The organism is Halorubrum shenae (assembly GCF_051194165.1).
Classification (GTDB): Archaea; Halobacteriota; Halobacteria; order Halobacteriales; family Haloferacaceae; genus Halorubrum.
In genome coordinates this window covers 51,069-65,004 of sequence record NZ_JBLZNI010000014.1, presented here as the reverse complement: position 1 = coordinate 65,004, position 13,936 = coordinate 51,069, and the positions used below count along the sequence as shown (strand labels likewise).

At 66.5% G+C, this 13,936-nt stretch carries 15 protein-coding genes; 8 read left to right on the top strand and 7 right to left on the bottom strand.

Annotation, left to right across the window (positions count from 1 at the left end; genetic code table 11):
• Positions 1-243: 243 nt before the first annotated feature.
• From ACNS88_RS14080 to ACNS88_RS14065, 4 genes are all read left to right on the top strand, one after another.
• Positions 244-1,596 carry an adenylosuccinate synthase gene (locus tag ACNS88_RS14080; protein ID WP_435098950.1) on the top strand — a complete coding sequence of 451 codons (1,353 nt, stop codon included), beginning with the start codon at positions 244-246 and terminating at the stop codon, positions 1,594-1,596.
• 106 nt (positions 1,597-1,702) lie between these two features.
• Positions 1,703-2,518, top strand: coding sequence for a hypothetical protein (locus tag ACNS88_RS14075; protein ID WP_435098948.1), 816 nt, complete (start codon positions 1,703-1,705; stop codon positions 2,516-2,518).
• A 93-nt stretch (positions 2,519-2,611) separates the two neighbouring features.
• The gene (locus tag ACNS88_RS14070; RefSeq protein ID WP_435098946.1) at positions 2,612-3,100 is read left to right on the top strand and encodes an Lrp/AsnC family transcriptional regulator; all 489 of its coding nucleotides are present in this window, start codon (positions 2,612-2,614) and stop codon (positions 3,098-3,100) included.
• Positions 3,097-4,239 (top strand): pyridoxal phosphate-dependent aminotransferase, encoded by a 1,143-nt coding sequence (locus ACNS88_RS14065; RefSeq protein ID WP_435098944.1) that lies wholly within the window; start codon positions 3,097-3,099, stop codon positions 4,237-4,239. Before ACNS88_RS14070 ends, ACNS88_RS14065 begins: the two co-directional genes overlap by 4 nt.
• 5 nt (positions 4,240-4,244) lie before the next feature.
• On the opposite strand, the gene ACNS88_RS14060 is transcribed toward ACNS88_RS14065, so the two are convergent.
• A complete protein-coding gene (locus tag ACNS88_RS14060; protein ID WP_435098942.1) occupies positions 4,245-4,802 on the bottom strand; it encodes a diadenylate cyclase in 558 nt (185 codons plus the stop codon).
• A gap of 267 nt (positions 4,803-5,069) precedes the next feature.
• Between ACNS88_RS14060 and ACNS88_RS14055 the strand changes: the two genes are divergently transcribed.
• Positions 5,070-6,272 (top strand): acyl-CoA dehydrogenase family protein, encoded by a 1,203-nt coding sequence (locus ACNS88_RS14055; protein ID WP_435098940.1) that lies wholly within the window; start codon positions 5,070-5,072, stop codon positions 6,270-6,272.
• Positions 6,273-6,296: 24 nt separating this feature from the next.
• Here ACNS88_RS14055 and msrB read toward each other — a convergent pair whose 3' ends face one another.
• Positions 6,297-6,716 carry a peptide-methionine (R)-S-oxide reductase MsrB gene (gene msrB, locus ACNS88_RS14050; RefSeq protein ID WP_435098938.1) on the bottom strand — a complete coding sequence of 140 codons (420 nt, stop codon included), beginning with the start codon at positions 6,714-6,716 and terminating at the stop codon, positions 6,297-6,299.
• Between the two features lie 109 nt (positions 6,717-6,825).
• Between msrB and ACNS88_RS14045 the strand changes: the two genes are divergently transcribed.
• On the top strand, positions 6,826-7,062 hold the full coding sequence (locus ACNS88_RS14045) for a CDGSH iron-sulfur domain-containing protein (protein ID WP_435098936.1): 237 nt from the start codon (positions 6,826-6,828) through the stop codon (positions 7,060-7,062).
• A 30-nt stretch (positions 7,063-7,092) separates the two neighbouring features.
• Here ACNS88_RS14045 and ACNS88_RS14040 read toward each other — a convergent pair whose 3' ends face one another.
• Both ACNS88_RS14040 and ACNS88_RS14035 read right to left on the bottom strand, forming a co-directional pair.
• Positions 7,093-8,178 (bottom strand): DNA topoisomerase IV subunit A, encoded by a 1,086-nt coding sequence (locus tag ACNS88_RS14040; RefSeq protein ID WP_435098934.1) that lies wholly within the window; start codon positions 8,176-8,178, stop codon positions 7,093-7,095.
• Positions 8,179-10,629: a DNA topoisomerase VI subunit B gene (locus ACNS88_RS14035; RefSeq protein WP_435098932.1), complete on the bottom strand. Its 2,451-nt coding sequence runs from the start codon at positions 10,627-10,629 to the stop codon at positions 8,179-8,181.
• A 169-nt stretch (positions 10,630-10,798) separates the two neighbouring features.
• Between ACNS88_RS14035 and ACNS88_RS14030 the strand changes: the two genes are divergently transcribed.
• Positions 10,799-11,806, top strand: coding sequence for an oxidoreductase (locus tag ACNS88_RS14030; RefSeq protein WP_435098930.1), 1,008 nt, complete (start codon positions 10,799-10,801; stop codon positions 11,804-11,806).
• 52 nt (positions 11,807-11,858) lie between these two features.
• Here the strand turns inward: ACNS88_RS14030 and ACNS88_RS14025 are convergent, their stop codons facing one another.
• Both ACNS88_RS14025 and ACNS88_RS14020 read right to left on the bottom strand, forming a co-directional pair.
• The gene (locus ACNS88_RS14025) at positions 11,859-12,428 is read right to left on the bottom strand and encodes a hypothetical protein (protein ID WP_435098928.1); all 570 of its coding nucleotides are present in this window, start codon (positions 12,426-12,428) and stop codon (positions 11,859-11,861) included.
• A gap of 106 nt (positions 12,429-12,534) precedes the next feature.
• Positions 12,535-12,729: a cold-shock protein gene (locus ACNS88_RS14020; RefSeq protein WP_092565973.1), complete on the bottom strand. Its 195-nt coding sequence runs from the start codon at positions 12,727-12,729 to the stop codon at positions 12,535-12,537.
• Positions 12,730-12,889: 160 nt separating this feature from the next.
• Here ACNS88_RS14020 and ACNS88_RS14015 point away from each other — a divergent pair, with 160 nt between their 5' ends.
• Complete coding sequence (locus ACNS88_RS14015) at positions 12,890-13,546, top strand: SDR family oxidoreductase (protein WP_435098925.1); 657 nt, start codon at positions 12,890-12,892, stop codon at positions 13,544-13,546.
• Between the two features lie 13 nt (positions 13,547-13,559).
• On the opposite strand, the gene ACNS88_RS14010 is transcribed toward ACNS88_RS14015, so the two are convergent.
• Positions 13,560-13,823 carry a DUF8119 family protein gene (locus tag ACNS88_RS14010; protein WP_435098923.1) on the bottom strand — a complete coding sequence of 88 codons (264 nt, stop codon included), beginning with the start codon at positions 13,821-13,823 and terminating at the stop codon, positions 13,560-13,562.
• Positions 13,824-13,936 lie beyond the last annotated feature (113 nt).

Genomic DNA, 13,936 nt, shown 5'->3' with positions numbered 1-13,936 from the left:
TTAAAAGTTGCTGTCGGCGAACGTCCCGGAATCGCTTGACCCGACGCTTTGACGTGGGTGTAGTTAACGCATTCGATCGCGGCGAGGTCGTGCCGTCCGTCTCGCCCCGTCGCCGAACACGGGTGTATCACCACGAACGACGATAGCTACGCGCGTACGCCACAAAATTAATGCACGTTTGTGGTGTATTCTCGACGCTGGACCGTAATCGGTTTTACCTCTCGCCCAGAATCCCCGGGTCGTATGACACTCACCATCGTCGGCTCCCAGCTGGGAGACGAGGGCAAGGGCGCGCTCGTTGACCGGTGGGGAGGGGACGCGGACGTCGTAGTCCGTTATCAGGGCGGCGACAACGCCGGCCACACCGTCGTCGAGGGCGGCATCGAGTACAAGCTGTCGCTAGTGCCGAGCGGCGCGGTTCGGGGCACGACCGGTATCCTCGGCAACGGCTGCGTCGTCAACCCGAAGACGTTGTTCACCGAGATCGACGACCTGCGCGAGCGCGGGCTCGACCCCGACGTGCGGGTCGCCCGGCGGGCGCACGTCATCATGCCGTATCACCGTGTACTGGACGGCATCGAGGAGGAGGTCAAGGCGGACGACGACGCCGGCGACGAGGTCGGCACGACCGGACGCGGCATCGGCCCGACCTACGAGGATAAGGCCGGGCGTCGGGGGATCCGGATCGGGGACCTGCTCGACCCAGACGTGCTCCGCGAGAAGCTCGCGTACGCCGTCCCGCAGAAGCGCGCGCTCGTCGAGGACGTGTACGGGCTCGACCTTCAGGGAGATAACCGCGCCGAGGCGTTCGACGTCGACGCCCTCCACGAGGAGTTCGCCGCGATCGGCGAGCGACTCGCCGACGAAGGAATGACCGTCAACTGCTCCGACTACCTCTACCGCCGCCACGAGGCGGGCGACGAAATCCTCTTCGAGGGCGCACAGGGCACCCACATCGACATCGACCACGGGAACTATCCGTTCGTCACCTCCTCGAACCCGACCGCCGGCGGCGCGGCCGTCGGCTCCGGGCTCGGCGTCACCACGGTCGGCGACGGCGAGGTCGTCGGTATCGTGAAGGCGTACCTCTCGCGGGTCGGCGAGGGGCCGCTGCCGACCGAACTCGACGGCGACGCCGAGGAGGAAGCACTCGCCGACGACATCCGCGAGAAGGGCGGCGAGTTCGGGACGGTCACCGGGCGCCCGCGCCGGATCGGCTGGCTCGACCTCCCCATGCTCCGCCACGCAGCGCGCGTCTCCGGGTTCACGGGCGTCGCGGTCAACCACGTCGACGTGCTCGCCGGCCTCGACGAGCTGAAGGTGTGTACCGGCTACGAACTGGATGGCGAGACGCTCGACACCGTCCCCACCACGACTGAGCGCTGGGAGCGGTGTGAGCCGGTGTTCGAGACGCTCGACACGTGGGAGTCGTTCGACTCGACCGCGGTCGCCGAGGCGGGCTACGACGCGCTCCCCGAGGCGGCCCGCGAGTACTTGGAGTTCGTCGCCGACGAGATCGACACCCCGATCTACGCGGTCGGCGTCGGCCCCGACCGCGAGGAGACGGTCGAGCTGACGAACCCGTTCGAGGAGTAGGGTGTCCCCGAGAAGGGAGGCAGCTACCCGGGAAGTCGGGGCGACACGAGCCCGGATATCCGGAGAATCGGGTGATTTTTTTGACAGTCGAACGCGAATCGCCGATATGGCCCAGCCCTCCAATGGCCCGTCAGACGACGCGCCGTCTCCGACAGAACCGATTTTCGAACGCACCTTCGTCCACCTTTCCCGGTTGCTCCCGCTCGCGCTCGTCCCGCTCGCCACGGCCCTGTTGAACACCAGCGACCTGCTGGCGGCGGCGCGGACCGACGGGATATCGATCCGAGCGTCGTTCCCCGTCTACCGGTACGACCTCTGGAGTTTCGTCGAATCGCCCGGCGGCGGTGGGCTGTCGGTGTCGGTCCCGTTCGGAACGGTGGAGTCTGTGGTACTCCTCGTTCCGTTGCTCGGGGCGTACGTCGTCGTCTCGGGGGCGTTGAGCGCGGGGTACTTCGGCTGTATCGCGGACGGGATCACGACCGGTCGGTTCGATTTTGTCGCGGGCGTCCGCCGGTTCGCCGTCCGGATGATCGTGCTGGAGGCGGTCGTCATCGTTGCGCTGGCAGCCGTCTTTCTCCCGCTGCTCGTGGTCCCACTGCTGTTCGTGGTCGCGATCTTCGCGGCGTTGGTGCTCTCCTACCTGTTCTTCCCCACGGTGTACGTCCTCGTGTTAGAGGACCGCGGCATCGAGTCCGCGGCGCGGCGCGCGCGCCAACTCGTGCGGCGCCACCAGCCGCTCGGGTTCTTCCTCTTCATTGCAATCGTCACCGCCGTCTGTTCCGTCCCCCTGAGCCTCCTGACGCACGCCGGGCCGATCGGGGCGGTGTTGGCCGCGGTCTTCGCCGCGCCGCTCGGACTCGCGTTCAACGTCGCGACCGCGCTGAAGGTCGCCAAGATGGCCGACATCGAGACCGTCGAGTAACGCGTCGCGGAGCGCCTCCGAATTCGACAGCTCGACCATCGCCCGTCTTGCGCCCGTCGCTACTCATAAACCGCCCCCGTACAATCGTTCGGTATGGACGCCGAGCGCGAGGTACTCGACGTGTTGGCGCGGAACGCTCGCGAAGACATCGACGACATCGCGGCCCAGACGGGCCTCGACGCGGACGCGGTAGCGGACGCGATCGACGCGCTGGAAGCGGACAACGTGGTCCACGGCTACCAGGCGGTTGTCGACTGGGACCGCGTCGACGAGGGGAAGATCCGGGCGATCGCCGAGATCAACGTCGAACTCGACCGCGAGACCGGCTACGAGCAGGTGGCCGACCGGATCGCGAAGTTCCCCGCGGTCGACGCCCTCCACCTCGTTTCCGGCGACTACGACTTCGCCGTCGAGGTGCTCGGCGAGACGATGGAGGACGTCTCGCGGTTCATCTCCGAGCAGGTCGCGCCCATGCCGGAGGTCACCCAAACGGTGACCCACTACATCATGGAGACCTACAAGGACGGCGGGATCCGGTTCGAGGACGGCGACGACGACGACCGCCTCTCCGTGTCGCCATGAGACTGTCCGACCGCGCGCGCGACCTCCCGGAGTCGGGGATCCGGAAGTTCTTCGAGCTCGCGGAGGCGCGCGACGACGTGATTTCGCTCGGGGTCGGCGAGCCCGACTTCTCGGCGCCGTGGGCCGCCCGCACCGCCGCGATCGACTCGCTCGAACGCGGGAAGACCTCCTACACGTCGAACCGCGGGATGGCCGCGCTCCGCGAGCGGATCGCCGCCCACCACGAGCGCTACGACCAGTCGTACGCCCCGGTCGACGAGGTGCTCGTCACGACCGGCGCCAGCGAGGCGGTCGATCTGGCCTTCCGCGCGCTCGTCGACCCCGGCGACACGGTCGCAGTCCACGAACCGACGTACATCTCGTACGGCCCGGGGATCGAACTCGCCGGCGGCGAACAGCTGACGGTTCCCACGCGGGCCGAAGACGACTTCGCGCTCACGCGGGAGTCGCTGGAGGCGGCGGGCGCCGCCGACGCGGACCTGCTCGTCCTCTGTTACCCCAACAACCCGACGGGCGCGACGATGACCGAAGAGGAGTACGCCGAGGTCGCGGCGTTCTGTCGCGACAACGACCTCCGGGTGATCGCCGACGAGATTTACTCGGCGCTCACCTACGGCGCCGATCACAACTCGATCGCGACTCAGCCGGGAATGCGCGAGCGAACCGTTATCGTCAACGGGTTCTCGAAGGCGTACGCGATGACGGGCCTCCGGCTCGGGTACGCGCTGGGGCCCACGGACGCGATCGACGCGATGAACCGGATCCACCAGTACACGATGCTGTCGGCGCCGACGACCCCGCAGTACGCCGCGATCGAAGCGCTCGACCGCTGCGACGACGAGGTCGCGGAGATGGTCGACGAGTACAACCGCCGGCGGCGGCTCGTCGTCTCTCGGTTCAACGAGATGGGCCTCGACACCTTCGAACCGGGCGGTGCGTTCTACGCGTTCCCGGACTGCGGCGGCGACGACGAGGTCTTCGCGGAGGAGCTGCTGGAGGCGCAGGGCGTCGCCGTCGTCCCCGGCTCCGTCTTCGGCGCGGGCGGCGAGGGGCACCTTCGGGTGTCGTACGCGACGTCGATGCGCGAACTGAAGGAGGCCACCGACCGGATCGCGACGTTCGTCGAGGGCCGGGACTGACGGTACTACTGATCGGGTCGCCACCGGCCGCCGATCTCCTCGCGCGGGTAGTCCTGATACGTGCCGTCGAGATACGTGGTGACACGACCGTTCTCTTCACTCAGCGTGATCGCCCACAGGACGTTCTTTCGGAGCGACGTTTCCAGGGCGCTCATGTGTTTGGTCCCCATCCAGTCCGGGTACTCGAGATCCGCTACGGCGGACACCTCTGTGCGACTGGGACTCCGGACTCGAACCATCTGTCGTTGAATGGTCCCGTCTCCGGTCACGATGATGGCGCCGTCTCGACTGAACGCAACATCCTCTGCGACCCGTCGGAAATCCTCGGGTGAGTCGAGTACGATCTTACACCGATCTGTCGGCCAAATGTTCTCTCCGAGCGGGTCGGTGTACTCCTCGAAGTCGGTTTCCGCGACGACCAGAAAGTACAAACTCGGGCCGCTCACGTACTGGTCGTCCCACTTGTCGAATTCGATACTCAACGCCTCGGCAACGTATCGGATCTGGTCCATGAGATCCTGACTGGTAGCGTACTTTTTCAAAACCTGCTTGAGTTCTTCCATTCGCTTCCTAAATAAATATTCACGGAGAGCTATTAAACTCTGCTCCGACAGGATCCACCTTTTGACGGACTCAACTACTGTCTCTCGCAGGAAGCCTCCGACACGAGATCGGTCGGTCGATGTGCTCCGTCAGCGCGTGAATACCCCGTATCGACGGCAATCGAGTTCCTGCCATCGATCAGACTCGTACAGTAGAGAACTATAAACTCCGACTAAGTTTTATATTGTTTGCGAATAATTATGATAGACTCGCCGAAACGGTCGCGTATGGAGTTCCAGCTAACCGACGAGCAACAACAGCTTCGCGACGAGGTGCGGAAGTTCGCCGACGAGGAAATTCGACCGGTCGCGACCGAGTACGACGTCGACGAGGAGTACCCGTATGAGGTCATGGAGAAGGCCGCCGACATGGGACTGCTCGCGCCGCACGTCCCGGTCGAGTACGGCGGCGTCGGCTACTCCTCGCTGGAGAACGCGATCTTGACCGAGGAGCTGTTCGCCGCCGACCCCGGGATCGGGCTCTGCGTCTCCAGTGCCGGCTTCGGTGCCGAAGCGATCATGGGGTTCGGGACAGAGGAGCAGAAAGAGCGGGTCCTCCCCGAAGTCACGGCCGGCGACGCGATCATGGGCTCGGCGATATCGGAGCCGCAGGCCGGCTCGGACGTGACGTCTATCGCTACCCGCGCGGAGAAACGCGAGGCGCAAAGCGCCTCGGAACAAAGCGGCAGCGCCGCGGAGAAAGACGGCGACGAGTGGGTGATCAACGGCTCGAAGATGTGGATCACGAACGGCACCGTCGCCGACTACTTCGTCGTCGTCTGCGAGACCGACCCCGATATCGAGGACCGATACACCGGCTTCTCACAGATTCTCGTCGAAGCGGACCGCGACGGGCTCACCCGCGACAAGATCACGGGCAAGCTCGGCATCCGCGCGAGCGACACCGCGGAGCTCCGCTTCGACGACGTGCGCGTCCCCGAGGAGAATCTGATCGGCCAGCGTGGCATGGGCTTTCTCCAGCTCATGGACTTCTTCGACGAGACGCGCACCGCGGTCGCCGCGCAGGGCGTCGGGATCGCCCGCGGCGCGGCCGAGCGCGCCTTGGAGTACGCCGAGGAGCGCGAGCAGTTCGGGCGCTCGATCAGCGACTTCCAAGCGATCAAACACAAGCTCGCGGAGATGCACACCGACACCGAGGCCGCCCGCTGGCTCACCTACCGGTCCGCGTGGGCCGTCGATAACGAGCCCGATGACCTGACCGCGCTGGCGTCGATGGCCAAGGAGTTCGCGTCGCGGGTCGCCGTCGACGTGGCCAACGAGGCCGTCCAGGTCCACGGCGGAGCGGGCTTCGTCAACGACCACGACGTCGAGCGCCTCTACCGCGACGCGAAGATCACCCAGATCTACGAGGGGACCACCGAGATCCAGAAGAACATCGTCGCCCGCGAACTGCTCGACGAAGGGATGTAAGCGGCCGGCCCGCTCCCGCCGCGCTCACTCGTCGGCGTACTCCATCGCGACCGAGTTGATGCAGAATCGTTCGCCGGTCGGCTCGGGACCGTCCTCGAACACGTGGCCGAGGTGCGAGTCGCAGTTCGCACACCGCACTTCGGTCCGCTGCATCCCGTGGCTCGTGTCGACCGTCGTCGTCACCGACTCCTCTTCTGCCGCGTAGAAGGCGGGCCAGCCGCAGCCGGACTCGTACTTCGTCTCGGCGTCGAACAGCACGGTCCCACAGGCCCGACAGCGGTACTTTCCGTCGTCGGGGTGGTGGTCGACGTACTCGCCGGAGAACTTCGCCTCCGTGCCGCTCTCGCGAAGCACGCTGTACTCTTCTTCCGAGAGCCGCTCGCGCCACTCCTCGTCGGTCAGTTCCTCGGGATCGACCTGGTCTCCGTCGTCGGTTTCGCTCATACGACAGATACGGGACCCACGCTCAAGGCGGTTGCGGCGGTCACGGCGGGACGGGCGGCTCCCGCCATACGGCCACAAGCCGTATCTGGGTGGGCGTCAATCGGTGACCATGACACGCGAAGTCACACACGAGGAGAACGGACCGGCCAAACTCGACGAGTCGGACATGGGCGGCGACGGGATGATCTACGTCTGCCAGTGCGGCCTCTCCGATTCGAAGCCGCTCTGTGACGGCTCGCACAACGCGACGGCGGACGAAGAAGCGGACGTCGTTTATAAGTACGCGAACGACGACTCCGACGGCGAGCGGCGTGAGATCGACGAGATCGTCTACGCCGACGAGTGAGGTGCTACGACCTGCGGGGGCAGAACCCCGCTACAGCACGCCCATCTCCCCGAGCCGCTCGGGGAGGTAGGTGTCGGTGACGAAGTCGAGCCCGCGGCTCGCGAGCGACTGCTGCTCGGACTTCTTCCCGATGTCGAGTTGGAGTTCGATCTGCTCTTCCCAGTAGTCGGTCTGGAACCGCGGGTCCTCGAGTTCCGACTCGAGTGCGTTGACGTCGGAGTCGGCGAGCGGATCGGCCGGGAGGTCGTACTCGACGATGTCCTCGGGCTGGATCCCCACGAACTGGGCTTCCGGCGTCGCGAGGTACTTCGAGAGGTGCGCGGACTTGATCGAGCCGTACGCCACGGAGCCGTAGATCCGGTAGGACCACGGGTCGCCGTCGGCGAACACCGCGATGGGAACGTCGAGCTCGTCGTGGACGCGCTTCGTGATCCGGCGGGTCGCTCGCGCCGGCTGGCCTTTTAAGTGAATGACGAGGCAGTTGTAGTCCTCGTCGAACCCGTTCTCGACGAGCCGGTCGCGCATCCCGCCGGTCTCGACGGCGAGCGCGAAGTCGATGTCGTCGTCGAGGAACTCGATCATGTCCGGGTTGTTCGGGATCTGGTAGCCGCCCGCGCCGACGTCCTCCTGACAGTGGATCTCGCGCTCCCCGCGCCGGGTCTGCTCGCGGATCAGCAGCGGTCCCATCAGGGTCGCGCCCGACTCCTCCGGACGCATGTGGAAGTCCTCGCGGGTGATCCCCGTGACGATCTCCAAGTCCTCCACGAGGTCGTTCGACTCGTCCTGGCTCTTGAACTGCGCCTCGTTGTTGTCCCACGACTCCGAGAGGTAGTACAGCTCCCGCAGGGTCGACGAGCGGTCCTCGTCGAGCTGGTCCGCGAGGAACTCGATCGTGTACGCCGCCTTCAGCAGCTTGCGCGCGCCCCGGACCGAGTTAGCGCTGCGCGTCGACGTGCGGTCGCCGTAGGTCCACACGCCGCTCTCGATGTCGTACTCGATGTTGCTTTTCGTCCGCGTGGGAAGCGTCATCTCCGGAATGTTCCCCGCGGCGAACTGGTCGTAGAAGTCTGCGGCCAGGTCGATGAGTTCGTCTCGTGCGTCGCTTTCGGTCGTCATTTACGCGTTCACCGTGAGTTTCTCCGTCTCGACGCCGCCGACGCTGACCTCGAAGTCGGCGTCGCCGTCGATCGCGTACGTCAGTTCCCGCTCGTCGCCCGATGGCACCTCGGGCTTCCACTGGACGAACCACTCGCCGTCCATGTCCACCACCGTCCCGTCGGAGAGGTCGGTCGGCTCCGTCGAGACGATGTCCGTGATCTCCAGCTGCTCGTTTACGTCCGAGTGGTTCTCGACGACGAGCGTCACCGTCTCGCCGTTCACCTCGCGCTCGACGCTGACGTTGTTCATGATTCGCGCGAGCGCGCCGTCGATATCCGGGCGCGGCCGGCCCGTGACCTCCGAGACCTTGTCGGCCATCTCGGGGAGGATCCGCCCGAGTACGTCCTGTTTCTCCCGGCGCTGCTGCATCGAGCGCCGCTTGTTGAGGTACGACTTCAGGTCGCGGGCGGCCTCCCGAACCGCCAGCTCGATCTCGTCTTCGATCGCCGGGACGTTCGCGAGCGCGTCCTTCGACTCGCTCGTGAACGGGACGTTCGTCGACGCGACGTGGATCGAAATGACAGCGGGACCGTTTGGGAGCCCCGAGCCGCCGGGCTGGTCGAGCCCGTAGTTTCGCCAGCCGATGTTCTTGATCACGTCCGTCGTCGCGCAGGCGCCGCGCTGGTACACCAGCGGAACGCGGTTCGCGAACCGAAGTAGCTCGACCGACCCCTCCGCCGGAATCTCGCCGCCGTAGGCGATACCGGCCTCGACGATGAACGGGTCGCCGCCGTGGACCTCGGCGTCGCGGGACGCCGCCGCGTAGAAGTCGGCGTCGTACTCCTTGCGAAGCCCGGCCTCGACCAACTCGGCCGTGATCGGCGCGAGGCAGTCGGTTGGGGGTGCGAGGATGTCGGTCGTCCGCATCGCTTCGAGCAGGTCGGCCGAGGCGTCGCGACTTTCGGCGATCGACTTCACCTTCGGCGGGTCGTCCGGGACGGTCCGGGCCCGCGACCAGAACGCCTCGACGACGTTCTCGCGGGCCGTCTCGCCGAAGGTCGCGTCGCGCTGCTCGGCGACGAACGACGCCGCGTCCGCGACGAGGCGTTCGAGGTCGTCGCGGGTGATCCGGAACGCGTCGCCGTCGAGGTTCTCGAACCGTCGCGCGAGCGCCTCGGCCATCGCCTGCACCGCGGCGTCGTCTTTCCGGGTCGAGGTCGCGTCGTCGACGAGGGCGTAGACGTCTGAGACGAGCGGCGACTCAGAGGCTTCTCCCCCGCCGTCCTCGTCGTCGCCCGACTCTCCGTCGCCGGTCCCGGTGATCGCCCGCCACCCGGCGTCGACCGCGTTCTCGCGGACGGTCCCGCCGAAGGTCTTGCCCGTGTCGTCCTCGACGGTCTCCGCGACGTTGCCGACGACCTCTGCGAGCTCGGACCGAGAGAGTCGGTCGTTGGTTGCGACCGTCTCAGCGACGCCGTCGGCGAAGGTGCTCGTCGCCGCCTTGCCCTTGTTGGCGACCGCCTCGCTGACCGCGGCCGCGACGTCGCGGTCGTCGTGGGCCCGCGGCGGCGACCAGGCGAGCTCGCGGCCGTAGTACACGTCGCGGAAGCTGTCGATCACGCTGTCGGCGGTCTTCTTGCCGACCCGCGTGAACTCCTCCTGGAGGAAGCCCGACACCGAGTACGACTCGGTCGCCTCCAGCATCTTGATCAGCGCGCCCAGCTCGACCCCGTGGGGGTGCGGACGGATCTCCTTCGTCTCCGCCGGCAGCTCGTCGGTCGCGCGCTCGAACTTCAGCGGCTCGTCGAGCCCCGGCTCGCGCAGTTCGATTCGGGCGTGGGGGTTGACGACCGCGGTGTGTTTCACGTAGTCGTGGAGCTGCTGGCGAGCGCGCATGTTCGCCTCCATCTCCAGCTCGATCCGGGTGCCGTGGGGGCGGTCCCACGTCGTCTCCCGATCGGCTTTGATCTCCGGTTCGTTCGTGTCGGTGTCGATGATCAGCTCGAAGTACTGCGCCCGCGACTGCCCTTTCGGGCGCGAGGTGATCTTCGCCGGCTGGCCGGAAGTCAGCTGAGAGTACAGTACAGCGGCTGAGATCCCGATTCCCTGCTGGCCACGTGACTGTTCCCTGACATGGAAACGACTCCCGTACAGGAGCTTCCCGAACACTTTCGGAAGCTGTTCTTTCGTGATGCCCGGCCCGTTGTCCTCGATGACGAGCCGGTAGTAGTCGCCCACCTCCTCGATCTCGATGTAGATATCGGGGAGGACCCCGGCCTCCTCGGTCGCGTCGAGAGCGTTGTCGACCGCCTCCTTGACGGCGGTGACGAGCCCGCGGGCGCCCGAGTCGAACCCGAGCATGTGTTTGTTCTTCTCGAAGAACTCGGCGATGGAGATCTCGCGCTGGCCCTCGGCCAGCTCCTCCGCGATCCCCTCCTCGTCGCCGATTGTCGACTGGAAGGACGTCATTCGGTGTAGATACATTCCGCTGAAGCACCTAAAAACGCACCGGCAGGACGGTGAAAGTGAATCCCGCCGTCAGGCGGCGTCTCGTCGCCCTGATCGAGAACGTATCGCACGAACGGCGACGTCGGATCCCGCCGACAGATTTCTCACCGTGACGCCCCTGTGATAGCTTATGACAGATTGGACCGCCGGGGACATGCCGCGACTGGACGGAAAGACGGTGGTCGTCACCGGCGCGAACAGCGGGCTCGGCTACGAGGGGACGCGCGCGTTCGCCGCGAAGGGCGCGGCCGTCGTGATGGCGTGCCGGAGCGTCGAGCGCGGCGAGACGGCGGCCGACGAGATCCGCGCCAACGCCGGCGGCGAGGTCGACGGCAACCTCGACGTGCGCGAGTGCGACCTCGCGTCGCTCGACTCGGTGGCGACGTTCGCGGACGACCTCGCCGCCGACTACGACGCGATCGACGTCCTCTGTAACAACGCGGGCGTGATGGCGATCCCTCGGAGCGAGACCGAGGACGGCTTCGAGACGCAGTTCGGCGTCAACCACCTCGGCCACTTCGCGCTCACCGGGCGGCTCTTCTCCCTTTTAAGAGATGCCGAGGGGGTCGACGGCGTCGGGCCGGCGCGCAGCGCCGCTGGAAGCCGGACGGAGTCCGGCGTCGCCCGCGTCGTCACCCAGTCGTCGGGCGCCCACGAGCAGGGCGAGATGGACTTCTCGGACCTCAACTGGGAGGAGTCGTACGGCAAGTGGAAGGCGTACGGTCGGAGCAAGCTCTCGAACCTGTTGTTCGCCTACGAGCTTCAACACCGGATCGACGCCGCGAACCGCGAGGAGGACGCCGCACTCGACGTCCGCAGCGTCGCCTGCCATCCCGGCTACAGCGATACGAACCTGCAGATGCGGACCGCGGCGGAGAGCGGCAACCCCCTGATGAAAGTCGGGATGAAGGCCGCGAACGCCCTTCTCGGACAGGACGCCGCGATCGGAGTCGAACCGATGCTGTACGCGGCCACCGTCGACGTCGACGGGGGCGCGTACATCGAGCCGGGCGGGCTGATGAACATGCGCGGGCACCCGACCGTCGGTCGGTCGAACGACGCCTCCTACGACCGCGCGGACGCCAACCGGCTCTGGGAGTACTCGACGGAGGCGACCGGCGTCGAGTACCCTATTTAAAGGCCCGAGCGATCGATCGCCGTCCACGTATAAATTGTGCCGAGCGCGGACGCTAATGCAGCGTCCCCTCTCGCACGCGGTCGTCGTACGCGAACAACGCGTAGCCCACGTCGACCGGGCTGTGTCCCGTTTCACCGGCAATCTCGCGGATCGGCTCGATCATCGTCACGTAGTCGGCGGCGTCGAAGCTCTCCTTGCGCTCGTCGAGGTAGCCGAGCCGCTCCAGCGAGGCCCAGACGCGGGTGTCGACGACGGCGTGGCGGTCCCCGTCGAGCGCGGCCAGCACGCACGACGCGGTCGGGGCCTTGAACCCCGACAGCCCCGTGATCAGATGGATCGCCGAGAAGTCGCCGTCGACGGCGCGGGCGTTACGGGTCACCTCACGGCACCGTGATTCTGGGTTCTTCTCGACGTGATACGCGCTCCGCGTCGATGACTCGTACGCGATCTCGTACAGCCGATCGCGCGTCAGGTACCCCTGTGACCGATAGCGGTCGCCGAACTCCGCGAGTCGCTCGGGCAGGACGCCCTGCGTCTCCGCGTAGCGATCGAGGTTCTCGGCGACGAACGCGTCGAGGTCGGCTGTATCGAGGTCGGTCGCGTCGAAATCGGCAGCGTCCATATCGAGAGATCCTCGCTCGGCGACCAAAACGTCGGCGCCGCCGCTGGAGCGTGTCATATACGCGGGACGCGTTTCGAGAGCTATCCGAGGGCGTCGAAGCCGAGGATTACAGCCGGGTGAGGTTCGTCGCGCGCGGCCCCTTATCGGCCTCCTCGATCTCGAACTCTACCTCCTGTCCCTCCTCGAGATCCGGGCCGCCGACGTCTTCCATGTGGAAGAACACGTCCTCGTCAGCCTCGTCAGTCTCGATGAATCCGTAGCCGCCAGTGTCGTTGAAGAAGTCAACCTTGCCTGTCGCCATCGCGTCTAGAGCCACTCCCGACTGGCTCATAAGTGTTGTGTGCCCGCTTAAAGTCCCGATTTGAGCCTCCAGAGGTGGTATTGGCAGCGGTCTGTCGATTGTGTCACCCAACCCGTCGTGCGACCGAAACGCCAAGGACGCTCGGCCACGATGACCGTGTATGACCACCCTCCTCGTCGTCGGCGGTAGCGGGTTCATCGGTCGCGAGGTGTGCCGGCTCGCCGTCCGCGACGGCAACGAGGTCCGGAGCGTCTCTCGGGGCGGTCGACCCTCGATCGACGCGCCGTGGGCCGAGAAAGTGTCTTGGACCAGTGCCGACCTCTTCCGGCCCGACACGTGGCGGAACCGCCTCGACGGCGTCGACGCGGTCGTCCACGCGGTCGGGACGATCACCGAGTCGCCCGCCGCGGGGACGACCTTCGAGCGTGTCAACGGAGACGCGGCGATCCTCACCGCGCTCGAGGCCGAGCGCGCCGGCGTCGGGACCTTCGTCTTCCTCTCGGCGTCGGTGAGGCCGCCCGGCGTCCGGAACGCCTACCTCACGGCGAAGCGCCGCGCGGAGACCGCGATCGCGGACCTCGCAGTCGACGCGGTCACGCTCCGCCCCGGCCCGGTGTACGGCTCCGGCCAGTCGCACTTCCCGAGGGCGGTCGACGAGCTGTTCCGGCTGATCGCGTCCGTGCCGCCGATCGCCGACCGGCTCGGCGAGCGCCGCCCGCTCGCCGTCGACACGGTGGCGCGGGCGACCTACCGGACTGCGCTCGACCCCGCCGAGTCGCTGCTCGACGTGGACGATATCCGAGCGATCGGAAGCTGAACGACCCGGCTGCTCACTGCCCCTTTTTCGCGATCTCCAGTGAGATGAAAAACCCGAAGTACGCGGGGATCCCGGCGAGCATGAACATGTACAGCACCCACTGCGGCGAGTTCGCGAACGCGAAGTCGTACAGCAGGGAGACGCCGGTCACCCACACGATCGCGAACACGAGGTCGGAGAGCATCCCGCCTCGGTTCTCGCTGACGTGTGTGCGGAGGCGATCGGCGAGGCTCTCCGGGTCGGTGTCGGTCGGGTCCGTGCTGTCAGAGTGGGTCATACGGTGAGAGTTGGCTGCCGTGTACGTCGGTGTTCCGGACGCGACACCGCTCGCGGTCGACCCGTTCGTCGCGCGTGTCACGGCGGAAGGAAGGCGTCTCGGCGTAGTCGAAC